Annotated in this window: 20 protein-coding genes; 16 read left to right on the top strand and 4 right to left on the bottom strand. The window is 56.5% G+C overall.

Translation table 11 applies throughout. The features are described 5' to 3' along the window. Positions 1 to 2,153 (top strand): 5-methyltetrahydropteroyltriglutamate--homocysteine S-methyltransferase (gene metE, locus DEO48_RS23715; RefSeq protein ID WP_109846477.1); only part of this gene is annotated, 2,153 nt, incomplete at its 5' end. Positions 2,154 to 2,198: 45 nt separating this feature from the next. On the opposite strand, the gene DEO48_RS23710 is transcribed toward metE, so the two are convergent. Further along, positions 2,199 to 3,005 carry a dienelactone hydrolase family protein gene (locus DEO48_RS23710; protein ID WP_109846476.1) on the bottom strand — a complete coding sequence of 269 codons (807 nt, stop codon included), beginning with the start codon at positions 3,003 to 3,005 and terminating at the stop codon, positions 2,199 to 2,201. 255 nt (positions 3,006 to 3,260) lie between these two features. Here DEO48_RS23710 and udp point away from each other — a divergent pair, with 255 nt between their 5' ends. The 9 genes from udp (at position 3,261) to tatD (ending at position 11,171) form a co-directional block, all read left to right on the top strand. Continuing rightward, complete coding sequence (gene udp / locus DEO48_RS23705; RefSeq protein ID WP_003860792.1) at positions 3,261 to 4,022, top strand: uridine phosphorylase; 762 nt, start codon at positions 3,261 to 3,263, stop codon at positions 4,020 to 4,022. Positions 4,023 to 4,161: 139 nt separating this feature from the next. Further along, positions 4,162 to 5,619 carry a DNA recombination protein RmuC gene (gene rmuC, locus DEO48_RS23700; protein ID WP_063408168.1) on the top strand — a complete coding sequence of 486 codons (1,458 nt, stop codon included), beginning with the start codon at positions 4,162 to 4,164 and terminating at the stop codon, positions 5,617 to 5,619. A gap of 66 nt (positions 5,620 to 5,685) precedes the next feature. Beyond that, a complete protein-coding gene (gene ubiE, locus DEO48_RS23695) occupies positions 5,686 to 6,441 on the top strand; it encodes a bifunctional demethylmenaquinone methyltransferase/2-methoxy-6-polyprenyl-1,4-benzoquinol methylase UbiE (protein WP_023309612.1) in 756 nt (251 codons plus the stop codon). A 13-nt stretch (positions 6,442 to 6,454) separates the two neighbouring features. Then, positions 6,455 to 7,060: a ubiquinone biosynthesis protein UbiJ gene (ubiJ, locus tag DEO48_RS23690; protein ID WP_109846475.1), complete on the top strand. Its 606-nt coding sequence runs from the start codon at positions 6,455 to 6,457 to the stop codon at positions 7,058 to 7,060. Next, positions 7,057 to 8,697 (top strand): ubiquinone biosynthesis regulatory protein kinase UbiB, encoded by a 1,641-nt coding sequence (gene ubiB, locus DEO48_RS23685; RefSeq protein WP_109846474.1) that lies wholly within the window; start codon positions 7,057 to 7,059, stop codon positions 8,695 to 8,697. Before ubiJ ends, ubiB begins: the two co-directional genes overlap by 4 nt. Before the next feature lie 76 nt (positions 8,698 to 8,773). Next, complete coding sequence (gene tatA / locus DEO48_RS23680) at positions 8,774 to 9,028, top strand: Sec-independent protein translocase subunit TatA (RefSeq protein ID WP_020882874.1); 255 nt, start codon at positions 8,774 to 8,776, stop codon at positions 9,026 to 9,028. 3 nt (positions 9,029 to 9,031) lie between these two features. After that, positions 9,032 to 9,574: a Sec-independent protein translocase protein TatB gene (gene tatB / locus DEO48_RS23675; RefSeq protein ID WP_008501521.1), complete on the top strand. Its 543-nt coding sequence runs from the start codon at positions 9,032 to 9,034 to the stop codon at positions 9,572 to 9,574. 2 nt (positions 9,575 to 9,576) lie between these two features. Continuing rightward, positions 9,577 to 10,347, top strand: a complete 771-nt coding sequence (gene tatC / locus DEO48_RS23670) for a Sec-independent protein translocase subunit TatC (RefSeq protein WP_109846473.1) — start codon at positions 9,577 to 9,579, stop codon at positions 10,345 to 10,347. 41 nt (positions 10,348 to 10,388) lie between these two features. Further along, positions 10,389 to 11,171: a 3'-5' ssDNA/RNA exonuclease TatD gene (tatD, locus tag DEO48_RS23665; RefSeq protein ID WP_109846472.1), complete on the top strand. Its 783-nt coding sequence runs from the start codon at positions 10,389 to 10,391 to the stop codon at positions 11,169 to 11,171. Here tatD and rfaH read toward each other — a convergent pair. Continuing rightward, positions 11,168 to 11,659 (bottom strand): transcription/translation regulatory transformer protein RfaH, encoded by a 492-nt coding sequence (rfaH, locus tag DEO48_RS23660; protein WP_023309605.1) that lies wholly within the window; start codon positions 11,657 to 11,659, stop codon positions 11,168 to 11,170. The two genes, tatD and rfaH, sit on opposite strands and share 4 nt — an antisense overlap. A 173-nt stretch (positions 11,660 to 11,832) precedes the next feature. On the opposite strand from rfaH, the gene ubiD reads away from it, so the two are divergent. Together ubiD and fre are read left to right on the top strand one after the other, a co-directional pair. Beyond that, entirely contained in the window at positions 11,833 to 13,323 is a 1,491-nt protein-coding gene (ubiD, locus tag DEO48_RS23655) for a 4-hydroxy-3-polyprenylbenzoate decarboxylase (protein ID WP_161496003.1), read from the top strand. A 42-nt stretch (positions 13,324 to 13,365) separates the two neighbouring features. Beyond that, entirely contained in the window at positions 13,366 to 14,067 is a 702-nt protein-coding gene (fre, locus tag DEO48_RS23650) for an NAD(P)H-flavin reductase (RefSeq protein WP_008501516.1), read from the top strand. A gap of 182 nt (positions 14,068 to 14,249) precedes the next feature. Here the strand turns inward: fre and fadA are convergent, their stop codons facing one another. Both fadA and fadB read right to left on the bottom strand, forming a co-directional pair. Further along, positions 14,250 to 15,413, bottom strand: coding sequence for an acetyl-CoA C-acyltransferase FadA (gene fadA / locus DEO48_RS23645; RefSeq protein WP_109846471.1), 1,164 nt, complete (start codon positions 15,411 to 15,413; stop codon positions 14,250 to 14,252). A gap of 9 nt (positions 15,414 to 15,422) precedes the next feature. Then, on the bottom strand, positions 15,423 to 17,612 hold the full coding sequence (gene fadB, locus DEO48_RS23640; RefSeq protein ID WP_109846470.1) for a fatty acid oxidation complex subunit alpha FadB: 2,190 nt from the start codon (positions 17,610 to 17,612) through the stop codon (positions 15,423 to 15,425). Positions 17,613 to 17,802: 190 nt separating this feature from the next. Here fadB and pepQ point away from each other — a divergent pair, with 190 nt between their 5' ends. From pepQ to hemG, 4 genes are read left to right on the top strand one after another with little or no spacing between them, the layout of a single operon-like run. After that, positions 17,803 to 19,134 carry a Xaa-Pro dipeptidase gene (pepQ, locus tag DEO48_RS23630; protein WP_109846469.1) on the top strand — a complete coding sequence of 444 codons (1,332 nt, stop codon included), beginning with the start codon at positions 17,803 to 17,805 and terminating at the stop codon, positions 19,132 to 19,134. Beyond that, positions 19,134 to 19,748 carry an IMPACT family protein gene (locus tag DEO48_RS23625; RefSeq protein ID WP_063442062.1) on the top strand — a complete coding sequence of 205 codons (615 nt, stop codon included), beginning with the start codon at positions 19,134 to 19,136 and terminating at the stop codon, positions 19,746 to 19,748. The genes pepQ and DEO48_RS23625 overlap by 1 nt, the downstream gene beginning before the upstream one ends. Positions 19,749 to 19,789: 41 nt before the next feature. Beyond that, positions 19,790 to 21,241, top strand: coding sequence for a Trk system potassium transporter TrkH (gene trkH / locus DEO48_RS23620; protein WP_023309600.1), 1,452 nt, complete (start codon positions 19,790 to 19,792; stop codon positions 21,239 to 21,241). A gap of 10 nt (positions 21,242 to 21,251) precedes the next feature. Then, the gene (hemG, locus tag DEO48_RS23615; RefSeq protein ID WP_029739672.1) at positions 21,252 to 21,797 is read left to right on the top strand and encodes a menaquinone-dependent protoporphyrinogen IX dehydrogenase; all 546 of its coding nucleotides are present in this window, start codon (positions 21,252 to 21,254) and stop codon (positions 21,795 to 21,797) included. The last annotated feature ends 123 nt before the right edge of the window (positions 21,798 to 21,920 follow it).

The raw sequence follows: 21,920 nt of genomic DNA, 5'->3' as shown, positions 1-21,920 counted from the left end.
GGGGGGGGGGGCGCGGGCGGCGCGCCCGCCACTGGGATCAGCAAAAACAGGCGGGCATTAACCTGCTGCCGGTGGGCGATTTCGCCTGGTACGACCATGTTCTGACGACCAGCCTGCTGCTTGGCAACGTGCCGGCTCGTCATCAGAACAAAGATGGATCGGTAGATATCGATACTCTGTTCCGCATCGGCCGTGGCCGCGCGCCAACGGGGGAGCCAGCGGCAGCGGCGGAAATGACCAAGTGGTTTAACACCAACTATCACTATATGGTGCCGGAATTCGTCAAAGGCCAGCAGTTCAGGCTGGCCTGGACGGAGCTTCTGGACGAAGTGGATGAAGCGCTGGCGCTGGGCCACCAGGTGAAGCCGGTGCTGCTCGGGCCGGTAACGTACCTGTGGCTGGGCAAAGTAAAGGGCGAGCCGTTTGACCGACTCAGCCTGCTGAAGGACATTCTGCCGGTCTACAAACAGGTGCTGAGTGAGCTGGGCAAACGCGGCATTCAGTGGGTGCAAATCGACGAACCGGCGCTGGTGCTTGAGCTGCCGCAGGATTGGCTCGATGCCTTCAAATCGGCGTATGACGCGCTCACCGGTCAGGTAAAACTCCTGCTGACGACCTATTTTGAAGGCGTGACGCCGAACCTGAAGACCATTACCGCGCTGCCGGTTCAAGGCCTGCACGTTGATCTCGTACACGGTAAAGACGATGTCGCGGAACTGCACAAGCGCCTGCCAGCGGACTGGCTGCTCTCTGCCGGGCTGATCAACGGCCGTAACGTCTGGCGCGCCGATCTCACCGATAAATATGCGCAAATCAAAGACATAGTCGACAAACGTGAGCTGTGGGTGGCCTCATCTTGTTCCCTGCTGCACAGCCCGATCGATCTGAGCGTGGAAACGCGTCTGGATGCCGAGGTGAAAAGCTGGTTTGCCTTCGCCCTGCAAAAATGTGAAGAGCTAACGCTGCTGCGCGACGCGCTGAACAGCGGCGACACGGCGGCGATTACCGAATGGAGCGCCCCGATCCAGGCGCGTCGTCACTCGGCGCGCGTGCACAACCCGGCGGTGGAAAAACGCCTGGCGGCCATCACCGCCCGGGACAGCCAGCGTCAGAGCCCGTACGAGTTGCGCGCTGAAGCGCAGCGCGCCCGCTTCAATCTGCCCGCGTGGCCAACAACGACGATCGGTTCTTTCCCGCAAACTACGGAGATCCGCGGCCTGCGTCTGGACTTCAAGAAGGGCAATCTGGATGCGAATCACTACCGCACCGGCATCGCGGAACACATCAAGCAGGCGATTATAGAGCAGGAGCGCCTGGGGCTGGACGTGCTGGTGCACGGCGAGGCCGAGCGTAACGACATGGTGGAATACTTCGGCGAGCACCTGGACGGCTTCGTCTTTACCCAGAACGGCTGGGTGCAAAGCTACGGCTCCCGCTGCGTCAAGCCGCCGGTGGTTATCGGTGACGTCAGCCGCCCGGAAGCGATCACCGTGGAGTGGGCGAAGTATGCCCAGTCCCTGACAGACAAGCCGGTAAAAGGGATGCTGACCGGTCCGGTGACCATTCTCTGCTGGTCGTTCCCGCGTGAAGACGTGACCCGTGAAACCATCGCCAAACAGATTGCCCTGGCGCTGCGTGATGAGGTGGCGGATCTGGAAGCGGCAGGCATTGGCATTATCCAGATTGACGAGCCCGCTCTGCGCGAAGGTCTGCCGCTGCGCCGCAGCGACTGGGATGCCTACCTGCAGTGGGGCGTGGAGGCGTTCCGCATCAACGCTGCGGTGGCGAAGGATGACACCCAGATCCACACCCACATGTGTTACTGCGAATTTAACGACATCATGGATTCGATTGCCGCGCTGGACGCCGACGTGATCACCATCGAGACCTCGCGTTCAGACATGGAGCTGCTGGAGTCGTTTGAAGAGTTCGACTACCCGAATGAAATCGGGCCGGGCGTGTACGACATTCACTCCCCGAACGTGCCGAGCGTGGAGTGGATTGAAGCCCTGCTGAAAAAAGCGGCCCAGCGCATTCCGTCAGAACGCCTGTGGGTGAACCCGGACTGCGGACTGAAAACCCGCGGCTGGCCGGAAACGCGCGCGGCGCTGGCGAACATGGTGAAGGCGGCGCAGAACCTGCGTCAGGCTTGATGATGCGTAGGCCCGGTAAGGCATAGCCGCCACCGGGCTTTTTTATTACGCTTTCTTACCGCCGTACTGGCTAAACCACGCCAGCATTCTCTGCCAGCCATCTTTGGCTGATTCTGCGTGATAGCTCGGACGATAATCGGCGTTAAACGCGTGCCCGGCATCCGGGTACACCACAATCTCCGCCTTCGCATTTGCCGCGCGGAGCGCATGGCGCATGATCTCTACCGAATCCAGCGAAATACCGGTGTCCTGACCGCCGTAAAGCCCTAGCACGGGGGCGTTTAACTCGGTGGCGATATCGACGGGATGTTTCGGTGAGTTCAGCGTTTTTTCACCCACCAGTTTGCCGTACCAGGCGACAGCGGCTTTGAGCTGCGGGTTATGCGCGGCGTACAGCCAGCTAATGCGTCCACCCCAGCAGAAACCGGTGACCAGCAGACGATGCGGATCCCCGCCGTTGCGCGCCGCCCAGCTGGCGACGTGGTCGAGATCGGCCAGCACCTGCGCGTCCGGGACTTTGCTGACCAGGTTGCTGAGCAGTGTTGGAATATCGCTGTAGTCGTTCGGATCGCCCTGACGGAAGTAGAGCTCTGGCGCAACGGCCAGATACCCTTCCAGCGCCAGCCGGCGGCAGAGGTCGCGAATGTGTTCGTGAACACCAAATATCTCCTGAATCACAATCACGATGGGCAGCGGGCCCTCTGCCGATTTTGGCCGTGCGTGCCAGGCAGGCATATTCTCCCCCTGCGAGGGAATGGAGGTCTCGCCCGCGGTAATTGCCGCTTCTGGCGTCGACACGATGGTTGAAGCATGTGGGGCCGCAGCAGGTGCAAAACCGGTTTTTTCAGTCATGGCATTCTCCGTACCAATGAGTTAGCGCAAAGGTAAATATAGACACCAGGTTAACAACTCACAGTGCCTTAAACGGTCTATCTTTTGTGCAGCACTTGGCGATATAACTTGTTAATGTGATGTAAATCACTTTTTTATGGAAAATCAATGTAATCATTTTCATTCATGGTGAGGTGCGTCACGAAAATATGCTTACTGCTTCTGTAAAGTACCGTTTTACTTCTTCTGACTAACCGACCCACAGAGGAGTCACCTATGTCTAAGTCTGATGTTTTTCATCTCGGCCTCACCAAAAACGATTTACAAGGGGCTACGCTCGCTATCGTCCCTGGCGATCCTGAGCGTGTGGAAAAGATCGCCGCGCTGATGGATAAGCCGGTCAAGCTGGCTGCCCATCGTGAGTTCACCACCTGGCGCGCAGAGCTGGATGGCAAAGCGGTGATCGTGTGCTCTACCGGTATCGGTGGTCCGTCTACGTCTATTGCTGTTGAAGAGCTTGCACAGCTGGGCATTCGTACTTTCCTGCGTATCGGCACCACCGGCGCTATCCAGCCGCACATCAACGTCGGCGACGTGCTGGTCACGACCGCGTCCGTTCGTCTGGACGGCGCAAGCCTGCACTTTGCACCGATGGAATTCCCGGCAGTGGCTGATTTCGAATGCACCACCGCGCTGGTTGAAGCCGCGAAATCCGTGGGCGCAACTACCCACGTGGGCGTCACCGCCTCTTCCGACACCTTCTACCCGGGCCAGGAGCGTTACGACACCTTCTCAGGCCGCGTGGTTAGCCGTTTCAAAGGCTCAATGGAAGAGTGGCAGTCCATGGGCGTAATGAACTACGAAATGGAATCCGCAACGCTGCTGACCATGTGCGCAAGCCAGGGTCTGCGTGCCGGTATGGTGGCGGGCGTTATCGTCAACCGTACCCAGCAGGAGATCCCGAACGCCGAAACCATGAAGCAGACCGAAAGTCATGCGGTGAAAATCGTGGTGGAAGCCGCGCGTCGCCTGATCTAATCCTCTCTTCTGAAATCAAAGGCCGACGCGTTCGGCCTTTATTTTTTGCGTAGCGCCTCGCAGGAAAACCCTTTCAAACTGGACGTTTATACAGCACAATTCTATTTTGTGCGGGTAATACGTTGATGCAGGGGGCATTGTGGATATCTCGATCCTGATTTACGCGGTAATTGCGGTGGCGGGCGTGGCGATAGGCTGGCTCATTTCCAGCTATCAGCATGCACAGCAGAAGGCCGACCAGCTGGCAGAGCGCGAAGAGATAGTCGCTGAATTAAGTGCGGCAAAGCAGCAGCTTGCGCTGAGTGACCACTGGCGAGAGGAGTGCGAGCTGCTTAACAACGAGCTGCGCAACCTGCGAGATATCAACACCTCGCTGGAGGCCGATCTCCGCGAAGTCACTACCCGCCTTGAATCCACCCAACTGCATGCGGAGGACAAAATCCGGCAGATGATCAACAGCGAGCAGCGCCTCAGCGAACAGTTTGAGAATCTCGCCAACCGAATTTTTGAGCACAGCAACCGCCGCGTTGACGAACAGAACCGCCAGAGCCTCAACAGCCTGCTGACGCCGCTGCGCGAACAGCTGGACGGTTTTCGCCGTCAGGTGCAGGACAGCTTTGGCCAGGAGGCCCGCGAGCGGCACACGCTGGCGCATGAGATTCGCAATCTCCAGCAGCTGAATGCGCAAATGGCGCAGGAAGCGGTCAACCTGACCCGCGCGCTGAAAGGGGATAACAAAACCCAGGGCAACTGGGGAGAAGTGGTGCTGACCCGCGTGCTGGAGGCCTCTGGACTGCGGGAAGGATATGAATACGAAACGCAGGTGAGTATCGAAAACGACGCCCGCTCGCGAATGCAGCCGGATGTGATCGTGCGGCTGCCGCAGGGTAAAGATGTGGTGATTGACGCCAAAATGACGCTGGTGGCGTATGAACGCTACTTTAATGCGGACGATGATTACACGCGCGAGTCTGCGCTGCAGGAGCACATTGCCTCCGTGCGTAATCATATTCGCCTGCTTGGCAGAAAAGACTACCAGCAGCTGCCGGGTCTGCGCTCGCTAGACTATGTCCTGATGTTCATCCCGGTAGAACCCGCGTTCCTGCTGGCACTCGACAGACAGCCCGAGCTTATCACCGAAGCGCTCAAAAATAATATTATGCTGGTCAGCCCCACCACGCTGCTGGTGGCGTTACGCACCATTGCGAACCTGTGGCGCTATGAGCACCAGAGCCGCAACGCTCAGCAGATTGCCGATCGTGCCAGCAAGCTTTACGACAAAATGCGCCTCTTCGTGGACGACATGTCTTCAGTCGGGCAGAGCCTGGATCGTGCGCAGGATAACTACCGCCAGGCGATGAAAAAACTCGCCTCCGGACGTGGCAATCTGCTGGCACAGGCCGAATCATTCCGTAGCCTGGGGGTTGAGGTTAAACGCGAGATTAATCCGGAATTGGTCGAACAGGCCACCGCCCAGGACGACGAGTTTCGCCTGCGAGAAGGTGCGGACGAACAAAATACAAACAGTGAAGACAATACGTTAGCGGCGGATTTATCACCAGACGAGACTCCAGCGCGTTTCTTTCGCGGTGGTTGAAACGTAGGGCAAACGCGCCCAATCTGTTACACTTCACGAACATTTTACTGATAAGCAGGCTCTGAGATGGCTGACGATTCACAAGACACAACGCACTTTGGCTTTCAGACTGTCGCCAAAGCGCAGAAAGCTGACATGGTGGCCCACGTATTTCATTCCGTGGCGGCGAAGTACGATGTGATGAATGACCTGATGTCGTTCGGCATTCATCGCTTGTGGAAGCGCTTCACCATTGACTGTAGTGGCGTACGTCGCGGACAAACGGTGCTGGATTTAGCCGGCGGTACGGGCGATTTAACCGCGAAATTCTCCCGCCTGGTGGGCGAAACCGGTCGCGTTGTTCTCGCCGATATTAATGACTCCATGCTGAAAATGGGACGCGAAAAGCTGCGTAACATCGGCGTGGTGGGGAATGTGGAGTATGTGCAGGCAAACGCCGAAGCGCTGCCATTCCCGGACAATACCTTTGATTGCATCACGATCTCTTTCGGTCTGCGTAACGTGACTGATAAAGAAAAAGCGCTGCGCTCTATGTACCGCGTGCTGAAGCCGGGTGGACGTCTGCTGGTGCTCGAGTTCTCTAAACCGATCATTGAGCCGCTGAGCAAAGCCTACGACGCCTATTCCTTCCACGTGCTGCCGCGTATTGGTGAGCTGGTGGCTAACGACGCTGAAAGCTACCGCTATCTGGCGGAGTCTATCCGTATGCACCCGGATCAGGACACATTAAAAGCCATGATGCAGGACGCGGAATTTGAGAACGTTGAATATTTCAACCTGACGGCGGGTGTCGTCGCGCTGCATCGCGGTTACAAATTCTGAGTGGAGGTGTCCCGTGCCCTTTAAACCCTTAGTCTCCGCAGGCGTCGAGAATGTACTGAACGCTTTTCTGTATCGCGCTCCTGCGCTGAAATCTGCACGTCAGCGGCTTAACGGGAAGGTATTACGCATTGTTTTAAAAGAGTTCTCGACGCCGCTTGTGCTGGTATTCAGCGAACGCCAGCTTGACGTACTGGGGGAGTGGGAAGGTGAAGCTGACTGCTCGGTCATCACGCACATGAGCGTGCTGCCAAAACTGCGCGATCGCCAGCAATTAACGGCGCTTATCCGCAGCGGTGAGCTGGAAGTGGAGGGCGACATTCAGGTCGTGCAGAACTTCGTTGCGCTCACCGATCTGGCGGAGTTCGATCCGGCGGAGCTGCTCGCGCCTTTTATCGGCGACATTGCCGCCGAAGGCATCGGGAAAGTTCTTCATGGCGGCGCCTCCTTTGCGCGTAAAAGCCTCCAGCGCCAGCAACGCTATGCGGCGGAAGTGCTGACTGAGGAGTGGCGAATGGCGCCCGGGCCACTGGAAGTTGCATGGTTTGCGGAAGAGACCGCTGCTGTTGAACGTGCGGTTGATGCGTTAACCAAACGGCTGGAAAAACTGGAGGGCAAATGACGCCTGGTGAAGTTCGGCGCCTCTATTTTATTATTCGCACCTTTTTGAGCTACGGGCTCGACGAGCTTATCCCCAAAATGCGTATCACGCTGCCGCTTCGTATCTGGCGGCGGATGCTCTTCTGGATGCCCAATCGCCATAAAGGTCAACCGCTGGGTGAGCGTCTGCGCCTGGCGCTGCAGGAGCTCGGTCCGGTTTGGATTAAATTCGGGCAGATGCTGTCGACCCGCCGCGATCTCTTCCCGCCTCTCATTGCCGATGAGCTTGCTATGCTGCAGGATCGCGTCGCACCGTTTGACGGCGCGCGCGCGAAAAAGCAAATTGAAGAGGCGATGGGAAATGTACCCGTCGAGACCTGGTTTGACGATTTCGACATTAACCCACTGGCATCGGCTTCTATTGCGCAGGTGCATACCGCGCGTCTGAAAGAAAACGGCAAAGAAGTCGTTATTAAGGTCATTCGTCCGGACATCCTGCCAGTCATCAAAGCGGACATGAAGCTGATTTATCGTCTGGCGCGCTGGGTGCCACGCCTGCTGCCGGACGGGCGTCGCCTTCGTCCACTGGAAGTGGTGCGGGAATATGAAAAAACGCTTATTGATGAGCTTAACCTGCTGCGCGAATCGGCAAACGCCATTCAGCTGCGTCGCAACTTTGAAAACAGCCCGATGCTCTATGTACCTGAAGTCTATTCTGACTACTGCAGCCAGAATATGATGGTGATGGAGCGTATCTACGGTATTCCGGTTTCGGATGTGGTGGCCCTGGAGAAACAGGGAACAAACATGAAGCTCCTGGCCGAACGTGGCGTACAGGTCTTCTTTACCCAGGTGTTCCGCGACAGCTTTTTCCATGCGGACATGCACCCGGGCAATATCTTCGTGAGCTACGAACACCCTGAGGATCCAAAGTATATCGGTATCGACTGCGGGATTGTGGGGTCGCTGAACAAAGAAGATAAACGGTATCTGGCCGAGAACTTCATCGCGTTTTTCAACCGCGACTACCGTAAGGTGGCCGAGCTGCACGTCGATTCCGGCTGGGTACCGCCGGATACCAACGTTGAAGAGTTCGAGTTTGCGATCCGGACCGTTTGCGAACCGATTTTTGAAAAACCGCTGGCGGAAATCTCCTTCGGACATGTGCTGTTGAACCTGTTCAACACGGCTCGCCGCTTTAATATGGAAGTTCAGCCACAGCTAGTTTTACTTCAGAAAACATTACTTTACGTTGAGGGTGTAGGCCGACAGCTCTATCCTCAGTTAGACTTGTGGAAGACCGCGAAACCTTTCCTTGAATCCTGGATTAAGGATCAGGTTGGTATTCCGGCGCTGGTGCGCTCGCTGAAAGAGAAAGGCCCGTTCTGGATAGAAAAAATGCCTGAAATTCCTGAACTGGTTTATGACAGTTTGCGTCAGAGCAAGAACCTTCAGCACAGCATGGATAAAATCGCTCGCGAACTTCAGTCCAGCCGTGTTCGTCAGGGGCAGTCACGCTATCTCTTTGGGATTGGCGCAACGCTGCTACTGAGCGGTACGCTGCTGCTAATCAACCGCCCGGAGTGGCAGATGATGCCCGCCTGGCTGATGGCCGCCGGGGTGGTTGTCTGGCTTGCCGGATGGCGAAAAACGCGCTGAGTTTGCGTCGCTATCGACGGGTCGCATACGTATAATGCGACCTGACTCATTAATCATCTATCCCTGAGGAACGTGTATGGGTGGTATCAGTATCTGGCAATTGTTGATCATTGCCGTCATCGTCGTGCTGTTGTTTGGCACCAAAAAGCTCGGTTCTATTGGTTCCGATCTGGGCGCGTCTATCAAAGGCTTCAAGAAAGCGATGAGCGATGATGAGAGCAAGCAGGATAAAACCAGCCAGGACGCTGACTTTACTGCTAAATCCATCTCCGACAAGCAAGAAGAAGCCAAAAAGGAAGACGCTAAACGCCACGATAAAGAGCAGGTGTAAGTCGTGTTCGACATTGGTTTTAGTGAGCTCCTGCTGGTCTTTGTAATCGGCCTGATCGTGCTGGGGCCTCAGCGTCTGCCGGTGGCGGTGAAAACCGTTGCGGGCTGGGTTCGTGCGCTGAGATCGCTGGCATCGACCGTTCAGAATGAACTGGCTCAGGAGCTTAAGCTGCAGGAATTTCAGGAAAGCCTGAAAAAGGTTGAGAAGGCGAGCATGGATAACCTGACGCCGGAACTGAAAGCGTCAATGGATGAGCTGCGCGAAGCGGCGGAATCCATGAAGCGCTCCTACAGCATTAACGATCCTGAAAAAGCGAGCGATGAAGCAAACACCATCCATAACCCGGTGGTGAAGGGCAGCGAAGAGCAGCGTGAAGGTGTAACGCCTGCCAGCGCTGAACACCAGGCTGCTGCGCCAGAACAGACGCCGCAGGAAACCGAAGTGAAAAAGCAGGTGCAGCCGGAAAAGCCCGTGGTTAATGCTGCCGAGGCAAAACCCGCCGCGCCCGTTTCCGAATCATCCCCCTCGTCGAGTGATAAAGCGTAAACATGGCTGTAGATGATACTCAACCGCTGATTACGCACCTCATAGAGCTGCGTAAGCGCCTGTTAAACTGCATTATTGCGGTTCTCGTTATTTTTCTATGCCTGGTCTATTTCGCCAACGATATCTACCAGGTGGTTTCTGCGCCGCTGATCAAGCAGATGCCGCTGGGCGCAACGATGATTGCAACAGACGTTGCTTCTCCATTCTTTACCCCCATCAAGCTGACCTTCTGGGTGTCGTTGATTGCCTCTGCACCGGTCATTCTTTACCAGGTGTGGGCGTTTGTGGCGCCCGCGCTGTATAAGCATGAACGCAAGCTGGTGATCCCGCTGCTGGTGTCCAGCTCGCTGCTGTTCTATATCGGCATGGCGTTTGCCTATTTCGTTGTCTTCCCACTGGCCTTCGGCTTCCTGACGCATACCGCGCCGGAAGGGGTCCAGGTATCGACGGATATCGCCAGCTACCTCAGCTTTGTGATGGCGCTGTTTATGGCGTTTGGCGTGGCATTCGAAGTGCCGGTGGCCATTGTGCTGCTTTGCTGGGTAGGAGTAACGACCCCGGATGACCTGCGTAAGAAGCGTCCATATATTCTGGTGGGCGCCTTCGTCGTCGGCATGCTGCTGACACCGCCTGACGTGTTCTCGCAGACGCTGCTGGCCATACCGATGTACTGTCTGTTTGAGGTCGGCGTTTTCTTCTCGCGTTTCTACGTGGGTAAAGGACGTCGAGCGGATGACGAAGACGATACGTCCGACAAGACCACTGAAGAGTAAAACCAGCCGCCCGTCAGGGCGGTTGTTATATGGGGATTTGCATGTTTGATATCGGACTCAACCTGACCAGCTCGCAGTTTGCGAAAGATCGTGATGAGGTGGTTGCGCGTGCGTTTGCCGCCGGGGTGAAAGGACTGCTGCTGACGGGCACCAACCTGCATGAGAGCGAGCAGGCGCAGCAGCTGGCGCAACGATACGATCGCTGTTGGTCTACTGCTGGCGTGCATCCTCACGACAGCAGCCAGTGGACCGCGGAAAGTGGCGACACCCTGTACAGGCTGGCGAAGACGCCAGACGTTGTGGCGATCGGCGAATGCGGTCTCGATTTCAACCGTAATTTTTCCACGCCTGAAGAGCAGGAAAAAGCGTTTGCTGCTCAGCTTGCGCTGGCAGCAGAGCTTGGAATGCCCGTATTTATGCACTGCCGCGACGCGCATGAGCGTTTCCTGGCGCTTCTGGATCCGTGGCTGGAGAAACTGCCCGGCGCGGTACTGCACTGCTTCACCGGTTCACGGCAGGAAGCGCTGGATTGCCTGGCTCGAGGGCTTTATCTGGGTATTACCGGCTGGGTGTGCGATGAGCGTCGCGGGCTTGAACTTCGTGAGCTGTTGCCGGTAATCCCGGCTGACCGGCTGCTCCTTGAAACCGATGCGCCTTATCTGCTACCGCGCGATATGAAACCCAAACCGGCATCGCGGCGAAATGAGCCCGCGTATCTGGGGCACATTGTTGAGAGCGTCGCGAAGTGGCGCGGAGAGGATCCGCACTGGCTTTCGGCGCAGACGGATGACAACGTGCGTAATCTGTTCGGAATAAACGTTTAAAGCTTGCGGAAGTCGGTGTTTTTAACGCTCTGCAGCACCTGCTTGTTCAGCAGATTGAGCAACAGCATAGAGCGCGCTTCCCCGTCCGGCTCGGCAAAAATCGCCTGCAGGCCTTCGAAAGCGCCTTCGGTAATCACGACGCTATCGCCCGTGTAAGGGGTTTCGGGGTCGGTGATCCCCTCAGGCTGTTGATAAATCGACAGCTGATGAATGACCGTCGACGGAACCGTTGCCGGGTGGGCACCAAAACGAACGAAGTGGCTGACGCCGCGCGTTGCGCTGATGGTGGTGGTATGAATGACTTCCGGGTCGAACTCCACGAACAGGTAGTTCGGGAACAACGGCTCACTGACGGTTGTGCGCTTCCCGCGCTGCATTTTTTCAAGCGTGATCACGGGTGTCAGGCAATTGACAGACTGACGTTCAAGATGTTCCTGCGCGCGCTGAAGTTGCCCGCGTTTGCAATACAGTAAATACCAGGCCTGCATAATCACTCTTTCCCTTAGTTCGGGGCGCAAGCATATCAAAACCCTGGCGGGATCGCTAAGTTGATTATAATGGGGGAAAATGGAACAGAACGCATAAGTTCACGCTTATTTAACAAAATTACAGCATCAAGCAGGCTTACGCCGTATAATGAAGCGCTTACAGAGAGGCCATGATTAACTGCATGAAATACCACGATCTCCGCGACTTCCTGACGCTGCTGGAAAAGCAGGGTGAACTCAAACGTATTACACTTCCTGTCGATCCTTATCTGGAAATGACAGAAATTGCTGACCGCACCCTGCGTGCCGGTGGCCCCGCATTACTGTTTGAAAATCCGAAAGGTTACTCCATGCCGGTGCTGTGCAACCTGTTTGGTACACCGCGTCGTGTTGCACTGGGAATGGGGCAGGAAGACGTCTCTGCGCTGCGTGAAGTCGGTAAACTGCTGGCGTTTCTGAAAGAGCCTGAGCCACCGAAGGGCTTCCGCGATCTGTTCGACAAGCTGCCGCAGTTTAAGCAGGTGCTGAACATGCCTACCAAACGCCTGCGCGGCGCGCCGTGCCAGCAGAAAGTGCTGGAAGGCGATGCGGTTGATCTGACCAAAATCCCTATCATGCAGTGCTGGCCTGAAGATGCCGCTCCGCTGATCACCTGGGGGCTGACCGTTACGCGCGGCCCGCACAAAGAGCGGCAAAACCTCGGTATTTACCGCCAGCAGTTGATTGGCAAGAATAAACTCATCATGCGCTGGCTGTCGCATCGCGGCGGCGCGCTGGATTTCCAGGAGTGGTGCGCTGCGCATCCGGGGGAGCGTTTCCCGGTGTCTGTCGCCTTAGGCGCCGATCCGGCCACCATTCTGGGAGCCGTCACGCCCGTGCCGGATACGCTCTCTGAATATGCGTTTGCAGGCCTGCTGCGCGGAACGAAAACCGAAGTCGTGAAGTGTATCTCTAACGATCTCGAAGTTCCGGCCAGTGCGGAAATTGTGCTGGAGGGTTACCTCGAGCAGGGTGAAATGGCGCCAGAAGGCCCCTACGGCGACCACACCGGCTATTACAACGAAGTGGATAACTTCCCGGTGTTTACCGTGACGCACATTACGCAGCGTGAAGATGCCATTTACCACTCCACATATACCGGACGTCCACCGGATGAACCGGCGGTGCTGGGCGTGGCATTGAATGAAGTGTTTGTGCCGATCCTGCAAAAACAGTTCCCGGAAATTGTTGATTTTTATCTGCCGCCTGAAGGATGCTCGTATCGCATGGCGGTGGTCACGATGAAGAAGCAGTATCCTGGTCACGCTAAACGCGTGATGATGGGCGTATGGTCTTTCCTGCGCCAGTTTATGTATACCAAATTTGTTATTGTCTGCGATGATGACGTTAACGCCCGCGACTGGAATGACGTAATCTGGGCCATTACCACGCGAATGGACCCGGCGCGCGATACGGTGTTAGTCGAAAACACGCCGATAGATTACCTGGATTTTGCCTCGCCGGTTTCCGGTCTTGGCTCAAAGATGGGACTGGATGCCACAAATAAATGGCCTGGCGAAACCGACCGTGAATGGGGTCGCCCGATCAAAAAAGATCCTGCAGTGACCGCGCGAATTGACGCGATCTGGGACGAGCTGGCCATAATGAATAACGGTAAACCCTGAGCTAACCGTTAAGCCCTATAGACTTCCCGACAGAGAGAGCGAATGACAACCTTAAGCTGTAAAGTGACCTCGGTAGATGCCATCACCGACACCGTATATCGCGTCCGTTTAGTGCCTGAAGCGCCATTCTCTTTCCGCGCGGGTCAGTACCTGATGGTCGTGATGGATGAGCGTGATAAGCGTCCTTTCTCTATGGCCTCAACGCCAGCGGAGCAGGAATTTATTGAGCTTCATATTGGTGCGTCAGAGCTTAACCTGTATGCGATGGCGGTGATGGATCGGATCCTGAAGGAACGTGAAATCGTGGTGGATATTCCGCACGGCGATGCGTGGCTGCGCGATGACGAAGACCGTCCGCTGATCCTGATCGCTGGCGGTACGGGCTTCTCTTATGTGCGCTCTATTCTGTTGACCGCACTGGCGCGTAACCCGGACCGTGACATCACCATTTACTGGGGTGGCCGCGAAGAGAAACATCTGTACGACCTGTCTGAGCTGGAAGCGCTGAGCGTAACCCATCCTAACCTGCGCATTGAGCCGGTGGTTGAGCAGCCGGAAGAGGGCTGGCGTGGTCGTAGCGGGACGGTGCTGACGGCGGTGCTGCAGGATCACGGCACGCTGGCAGGGCACGATATTTATATTGCTGGCCGTTTTGAGATGGCGAAAATTGCCCGCGACCTGTTCTGCAACGAACGTGACGCGCGTGAAGACCGCCTGTTTGGCGATGCGTTTGCCTTCATTTAAATAAAAAACCCGCCCCTGACAGGCGGGAAGAACGGCAACTAAACTCTTTCTCTTCGCCAATGACGCCATAATTGCGTTGGCTGCGCTCGTTCACCCGAATCACTTACTTGAGTAAGCTCATCGGGATTCGCTCGCTTGCCGCCTTGTTCTGACGCCATTGGCTTTGAGATACTTTTCCTGATTTACACTCTCTCAAACACCGTCGCGATACCTTGACCCAGCCCGATACACATCGTTGCAAGACCAAACTGGGCATCTTTGCGTTCCATCAGATTAATCAGAGTCGTGCTGATACGCGCTCCGGAGCAGCCCAGCGGGTGACCGAGGGCGATCGCGCCGCCGTTGAGGTTAATCTTCTCGTCGATCTGCTCCATTAACCCCAGATCTTTAATGCACGGCAGGATCTGCGCGGCGAACGCTTCGTTCATTTCAAACAGGTCGATGTCGCCGGCGGTTAATCCCGCTTTTTTCAGCGCCAGCTTCGAGGCCGGAACCGGGCCGTAACCCATGATTGAAGGATCGCAGCCCACGACCGCCATCGAACGTACCCGAGCGCGAGGCGTTAAGCCCAGCTCGCGGGCGCGACTTTCGCTCATCACTAGCATCGCGGCGGCACCGTCGGACAGTGCCGACGAAGTACCTGCCGTTACCGTACCGGTGACCGGATCAAACGCAGGGCGCAGGGTAGAAAGCGCTTCTACCGTGGTTTCCGGGCGGATGACTTCGTCGTAGCTGAACTGCTTCAGTACGCCGTCAGCGTCGTGGCCGCCGGTCGGGATGATCTCGTTCTTAAAGGCACCGGACTGCGTGGCGGCCCAGGCGCGAGCGTGAGAGCGCGCGGCAAAGGCATCCTGCATTTCACGGCTAATGCCGTGCAGACGAGAGAGCATCTCGGCGGTCAGGCCCATCATCCCCGCGGCTTTCGCCACGTTACGGCTCATGCCAGGATGAAAATCGACCCCGTGGCTCATCGGCACGTGACCCATGTGCTCGACCCCGCCCACCAGGCAGGCCTGCGCATCGCCGGTCATGATCATGCGCGCCGCGTCGTGCAGCGCCTGCATTGACGAACCGCACAGGCGGTTCACGGTGACGGCCGGAACCGAATGCGGGATCTCCGCCAGCAACGACGCGTTACGGGCGATATTGAAACCTTGCTCCAGGGTCTGCTGCACGCAGCCCCAGTAGATATCGTCCAGCGCAGCAGGATCCAGCGCCGGGTTACGCGCCAGCAGGCTACGCATCAGGTGCGCGGAGAGGTCTTCCGCACGCACGTTACGGAACGCGCCGCCTTTTGAACGGCCCATCGGGGTGCGAATCGCATCAACAATGACAACCTTTTCCATTGTGACTCCTTAAGCCGTTTTCAGCTCGCCAACCGGACGGGCTGGCTCAACTGCGGGATAGTAGGGTTCGTTATGGCGCGCTTTGTTACGCAGCCCTTCCGGCACCTCATAAAGCGGGCCGAGGTGCTGATACTGCTGAGCCATATCGAGATAGCGGGCGCTGCCGAGCGTGTCCAGCCAGCGGAACGCGCCGCCGTGAAACGGAGGGAAGCCCAGGCCGTAAACCAGCGCCATGTCGGCTTCTGCCGGGCTGGCGATAATGCCTTCTTCGAGGCAGCGCACCACTTCGTTGATCATCGGGATCATCATGCGGGCGATGATCTCATCGTCGGTGAAGTCGCGTTTTGGCTGGCTAACGTCGGCCAGCAGACTATCCACCGCGGCATCTTCTTCTTTCTTCGGTTTGCCTTTGCTGTCTTCTTTATAGCGCCAGAAGCCCAGACCGTTTTTCTGGCCGAAGCGGTTGGCGTCGAACAGCGCGTCAATGGCGTCGCGATAGTCTTTCTGCATGCGCTGCGGGAAGCCTGCCGCCATCACCGCCTGGGCGTGGTGGGCGGTATCAATGCCTACAACGTCCAGCAGATACGCCGGGCCCATCGGCCAGCCGAATTGCTTTTCCATCACTTTGTCGATTTTGCGGAAGTCCGCGCCGTCGCGCAGCAGCTGGCTGAAACCGGCGAAGTAAGGGAACAGCACGCGGTTGACGAAGAAGCCCGGGCAGTCGTTAACAACGATCGGCGTTTTGCCCATCTTGCTGGCCCAGGCCACCACCTTGGCGATGGTGTCGTCAGAGGTTTTTTCCCCACGGATCACTTCGACCAGCGGCATACGGTGTACCGGGTTGAAGAAGTGCATACCGCAGAAGTTTTCCGGACGCTTCAGCACGCTCGCCAGTTCGCTGATTGGAATGGTGGAGGTGTTTGAAGCCAGCACGGTCTCAGGACGAACTTTGTCTTCCGTTTCTGCCAGCACCGCTTTTTTGACTTTCGGGTTCTCAACAACCGCTTCAACGACGACGTCCACGCGGTCGAAACCGCTGTATTCCAGCACGGGCTGAATGGTGGAGATCACACCTGCAAGCTTCAGCCCGTCAATTTTTCCGCGCTCCAGCTGTTTATTCAGGAGCTTGGCCGCTTCGGTCATGCCCAGCGTCAGGGATTTCTCGCTGATGTCTTTCATCACTACCGGCACGCCTTTCCAGGCCGACTGGTAAGCGATGCCGCCACCCATAATGCCCGCGCCGAGTACCGCCGCATGTTTTGGCGTCTCAACGTTTTTGGTCAGCTGCCTGGCTTTACCCTTCACGAACTGATCGTTGAGGAAGATACCGACCAGCGCGCGAGCTTCATTGGTGTGCGCCAGCGGGACGAAGCTCTGATTTTCGAGCTTCAGCGCTTCATCGCGTCCGAGACGAGCAGCTGCTTCAATGGTTTTCACCGCCGTGATCGGTGCCGGGTAGTGTTTACCCGCCGTCTGCATCACCATGCCTTTGGCGATGGTGAAGCTCATGGTGGCTTCAATCTTGCTGAGTTTTAACGGCTCCAGTTTCGGCTGGCGTTTGGCTTTCCAGTCGAGATCGCCGTTAATGGCCTGACGCAGAATGGCGAGTGCGCCTTCAACCAGTTTCTCTGGCTTCACGACGCCGTCGACCAGGCCGATTTTCTGCGCCTGTTCTGCGCCGACATCTTTACCTGCGGCAATGATCTCCAGCGCGCTGTCTGCACCTAGCATGCGCGGCATACGCACGGAGCCGCCAAAGCCCGGCATGATGCCCAGCTTGGTTTCCGGCAGGCCGATGCGCAGGTCCGGCGTCGCCAGACGGTAGTCGGTCGCGAGTACGCATTCGCAGCCGCCGCCCAGCGCGTAGCCGTTAACGGCGGAAATGGTCGGGACAGGCAGATCTTCCAGACGATTAAAGACGCTGTTGGCAAAGTGCAGCCACTGGCTCAGCTGTTCTTCCGGGACCATGAACAGCGAAAGGAATTCGGTGATATCGGCACCGACAATAAAGGCCGCTTTGTTCGAACGCAGCAGCAGCCCTTTTAATTCAGGTTGTTTTTCAAGAACGTCCAGCGCCTGGCCAAGACTGGCCACCGTCGCGGTATCAAGTTTGTTCACTGAGCCGGGGGCATCGAACACCAGTTCGGCAATGCCATCTTCCAGCCAGTTGAGGTACAGGGTGTCGCCTTTGTAGAGCATGTCAGTCTCCTGAATCCAGCAATTGGATCTGGTCATACCAGATGAATCGGAGTGTGGGATTTATGTTAATAAAATGCAAATTACTCATTAAGAAAATGCTGCATTGATCACGGTCGGTGGAAATCACGCAGCCGGAGTGAGGTGTGCTAAGATGCGATGACTTGAGGTCAAAAAAACGAAAGGAAGAATGATGGACTCACTGGCTTCGCTTTATAAAAATCATATCGTTACCCTACAGGAACGTACCCGCGATGTACTGGCCCGCTTTAAGCTGGATGCGCTGCTGATCCACTCCGGCGAGCTGATGAATACCTTTCTGGATGACCACGCTTATCCGTTTAAGGTGAACCCGCAGTTCAAAGCCTGGGTGCCGGTGACTCAGGTTCCAAATTGCTGGCTGCTGGTAGACGGCGTGAACAAGCCGAAACTGTGGTTCTACCTGCCGGTCGATTACTGGCACAACGTAGAACCGCTGCCGACCTCTTTCTGGACGGAAGAGATTGATGTGATTGCACTGCCGAAAGCGGACGGCATTGGCAGCCAGCTGCCTGCCGCGCGAGGCAACATCGGCTACATTGGCCCTGTTCCGGAGCGCGCGCTGGGTCTGGATATTCCGGCAGACAAACTCAATCCGAAAGGCGTGCTGGATTACCTGCACTATTACCGCGCGTATAAAACCGACTACGAACTTTACTGCATGCGTGAAGCGCAAAAAACGGCGGTGAATGGCCACCGTGCCGCGCACGAAGCGTTCCAGTCTGGGATGAGCGAGTTCGACATCAATCAGGCCTATCTGACCGCGACGGGCCACCGTGATACCGACGTGCCGTACAGCAATATCGTCGCGCTGAACGAGCACGCGTCTGTGCTTCACTACACCAAACTGGATCACCACGTTCCGTCGGAGATGCGCAGCTTCCTGCTTGACGCAGGCGCCGAGTACAACGGTTACGCGGCCGACCTGACCCGTACCTGGGCGGCGAATGCGGATACCGATTTCGCGCAGCTGATTAAAGACGTGAACGATGAACAGCTGGCGCTGATTGGCACCATGAAGGCGGGCACCAGCTATGTGGATTACCACATCCAGTTCCATCAGCGCATCGCAAAACTGCTGCGTAAACATCAGATTGTGAAAGACATGAGCGAAGAAGCGATGGTCGAGAACGATCTGACCGGGCCATTCATGCCGCACGGTATCGGCCATCCGCTGGGCCTGCAGGTTCACGACGTTGCGGGCTTTATGCAGGATGACACCGGCACGCACCTGGCGGCACCGTCTAAATATCCTTTCCTGCGCTGCACCCGTATTCTGGAGCCGCGTATGGTGCTGACGATTGAACCGGGGATCTACTTTATCGAATCCCTGCTGGCGCCGTGGCGTGAAGGCCAGTTCAGCAAACACTTCAACTGGGAAAAAATTGACGCGCTGAAGCCGTTTGGCGGTATTCGCATCGAAGATAACGTGGTGGTTCACGAAAACGGTATTGAGAATATGACGCGAGACCTGAAGCTGGCCTAATGGAAAGCTGGCTGATACCGGCTGAACCGGTCACCTTTGTTGAGGAAATCAAGAAAAGCCGCTTTATTACGCTGCTGGCGCATACCGACGGCGTAGAGGCGGCAAAGGCGTTTGTCGAATCCGTTCGGGCTGAACATCCTGACGCGCGTCACCACTGTGTGGCGTGGGTGGCAGGGCCGCCGGACGATTCACAACAGCTGGGGTTTTCCGACGACGGTGAACCGGCGGGCACGGCCGGTAAACCCATGCTTTCGCAGCTGATGGGCAGCGGCGTGGGTGAAATTACCGCCGTGGTGGTGCGCTACTACGGCGGCATCCTGTTGGGCACGGGTGGGCTGGTAAAAGCCTATGGCGGCGGAGTTCAGCAGGCACTGAATATGCTCACAACTATCCGCAAAACGCCTCTCACCGAATATACTTTGTTGTGCGATTACGCTCAGCTATCGGGCATTGAAACGCTGCTCAAACAGTTTAACGGCGTCATCGCGCACAGTGAATATCAGGCAATGGTGCAATTACGCGTGGCGCTTCCGCAGGCGGAGCTGGCTGCTTTTTCAGCAAAGCTGGCTGATTTTAGTCGTGGTTCGTTGCAATTGCTGCCGATTGAAGAATAATCCCCACCTCACTTTTTTGAATACCAAAGGAAGCGGCAGAGATGCATTTTCGTGCCATAACCCGAATCGTTGGACTGCTGGTCATACTCTTTTCCGGGACGATGATTCTCCCGGGACTGGTGGCGCTTATCTACCGGGACGGCGCGGGGCGGGCATTTACCCAGACCTTCTTTGTCGCGCTGGCGATCGGCTCGCTGCTGTGGTGGCCAAACCGTCGTCAGAAAGGTGAGCTGAAATCTCGCGAAGGATTTCTGATTGTGGTCCTGTTCTGGACGGTGCTGGGGAGCGTCGGTTCGCTGCCCTTCATCTTCTCTGAACAGCCTAACCTGAGCATCACGGATGCCTTTTTTGAATCGTTCTCCGGTTTAACAACCACCGGGGCGACGACGCTGGTGGGGCTGGATTCACTCCCGCACGCCATTCTCTTTTATCGCCAGATGCTGCAGTGGTTCGGGGGGATGGGGATCATCGTCCTGGCGGTGGCCATTCTGCCGATTCTGGGCGTTGGCGGCATGCAGCTTTATCGCGCCGAAATGCCCGGGCCGCTGAAAGATAACAAAATGCGTCCGCGTATTGCCGAGACGGCGAAAACCCTCTGGCTTATCTATGTATTACTGACGGTGGCCTGTGCGCTGGCGCTATGGTTTGCCGGGATGCCGGCTTTCGACGCCATCGGACACAGCTTTGCGACGATCGCTATCGGCGGGTTCTCCACTCACGACGCCAGCGTCGGCTACTTCGACAGCCCTACGATTAACACTATTATTGCCATTTTCCTGCTGATTTCAGGCTGTAACTACGGTCTGCACTTCTCTTTACTGAGCGGGCGCAGCCTGAAGGTGTACTGGCGTGACCCTGAGTTCCGTATGTTCATTGGCGTCCAGCTGACGCTGGTGATCATCTGTACCCTGGTGCTGTGGTTCCATGATGTCTACAACTCCGCGCTGACCACGCTAAATCAGGCGTTCTTCCAGGTGGTATCGATGGCGACGACCGCCGGGTTTACCACGGACAGCATCGCGCGCTGGCCGCTGTTCCTGCCGGTGCTGCTGTTATGCTCGGCATTTATCGGGGGCTGTGCGGGTTCTACGGGCGGCGGTCTGAAGGTGATTCGTATTCTGCTGCTGTTTAAGCAGGGGAACCGTGAGCTGAAGCGTCTGGTCCACCCGAACGCGGTTTACAGCATCAAACTCGGGAACCGCGCGCTGCCGGAACGTATCCTCGAAGCGGTGTGGGGATTCTTCTCGGCGTATGCGCTGGTCTTTATCGTCAGTATGCTGGCGATTATCGCGACGGGGGTGGATGATTTCTCCGCCTTTGCGTCCGTCGTAGCAACATTGAATAACCTCGGGCCCGGCCTGGGCGTTGTAGCGGATAACTTTGCCAGCATGAACCCGGTCGCGAAATGGATCCTCATCGCCAATATGCTGTTTGGTCGTCTTGAGGTCTTTACGCTGCTGGTGCTGTTCACCCCTACATTCTGGCGCGAGTAAGGAGCCGTTGATGAAAACATTGATTCTTTTCTCTACGCGAGACGGGCAAACGCGTGAGATTGCCGCTTATCTGGCTTCGGAATTAAAAGAGCTGGGTATTTACTCTGATGTGGTGAACCTGAACCGTGCGGAGCAGATAGCCTGGCAGGAGTACGATCGCGTGGTAATTGGCGCGTCAATTCGTTACGGGCATTTCCATCCGGCGCTGGATCGCTTTGTGAAAAAGCACACGGCGGTGCTCAACAAATTGCCCGGTGCCTTTTACTCGGTCAATCTTGTCGCACGTAAAGCCGAGAAGCGTACGCCGCAGACCAACAGCTACACGCGCAAGTTTTTACTCAGCTCGCCGTGGCAGCCTGACCTGTGCGCCGTCTTTGCCGGCGCTCTGCGCTACCCTCGCTACCGCTGGTATGACCGCTTTATGATCCGCCTGATTATGAAGATGACCGGGGGTGAAACCGATACGCGTAAAGAAGTGGTTTATACCGACTGGTCGCAGGTGGCCAGTTTTGCCCGGGAAATCGCACATTTAACGGGCGATTCGCGACATAAATAAGCGTTAAGTTTGAAAAGTGAGCTAACGAAAAGTTTTTTGTATTTTATGCTTGTCACGTCGGAATAACTCCCTATAATGCGCCTCCACTGACACGGAACAACGGCACACACGCCGCCGGGTCAG

This window comes from Enterobacter sp. CGMCC 5087 (assembly GCF_003144775.1).
In the GTDB taxonomy this organism is placed as follows: Bacteria; Pseudomonadota; Gammaproteobacteria; order Enterobacterales; family Enterobacteriaceae; genus Enterobacter; species Enterobacter cloacae_M.
This window is presented reverse-complemented; position numbering and strand designations above follow the sequence as displayed.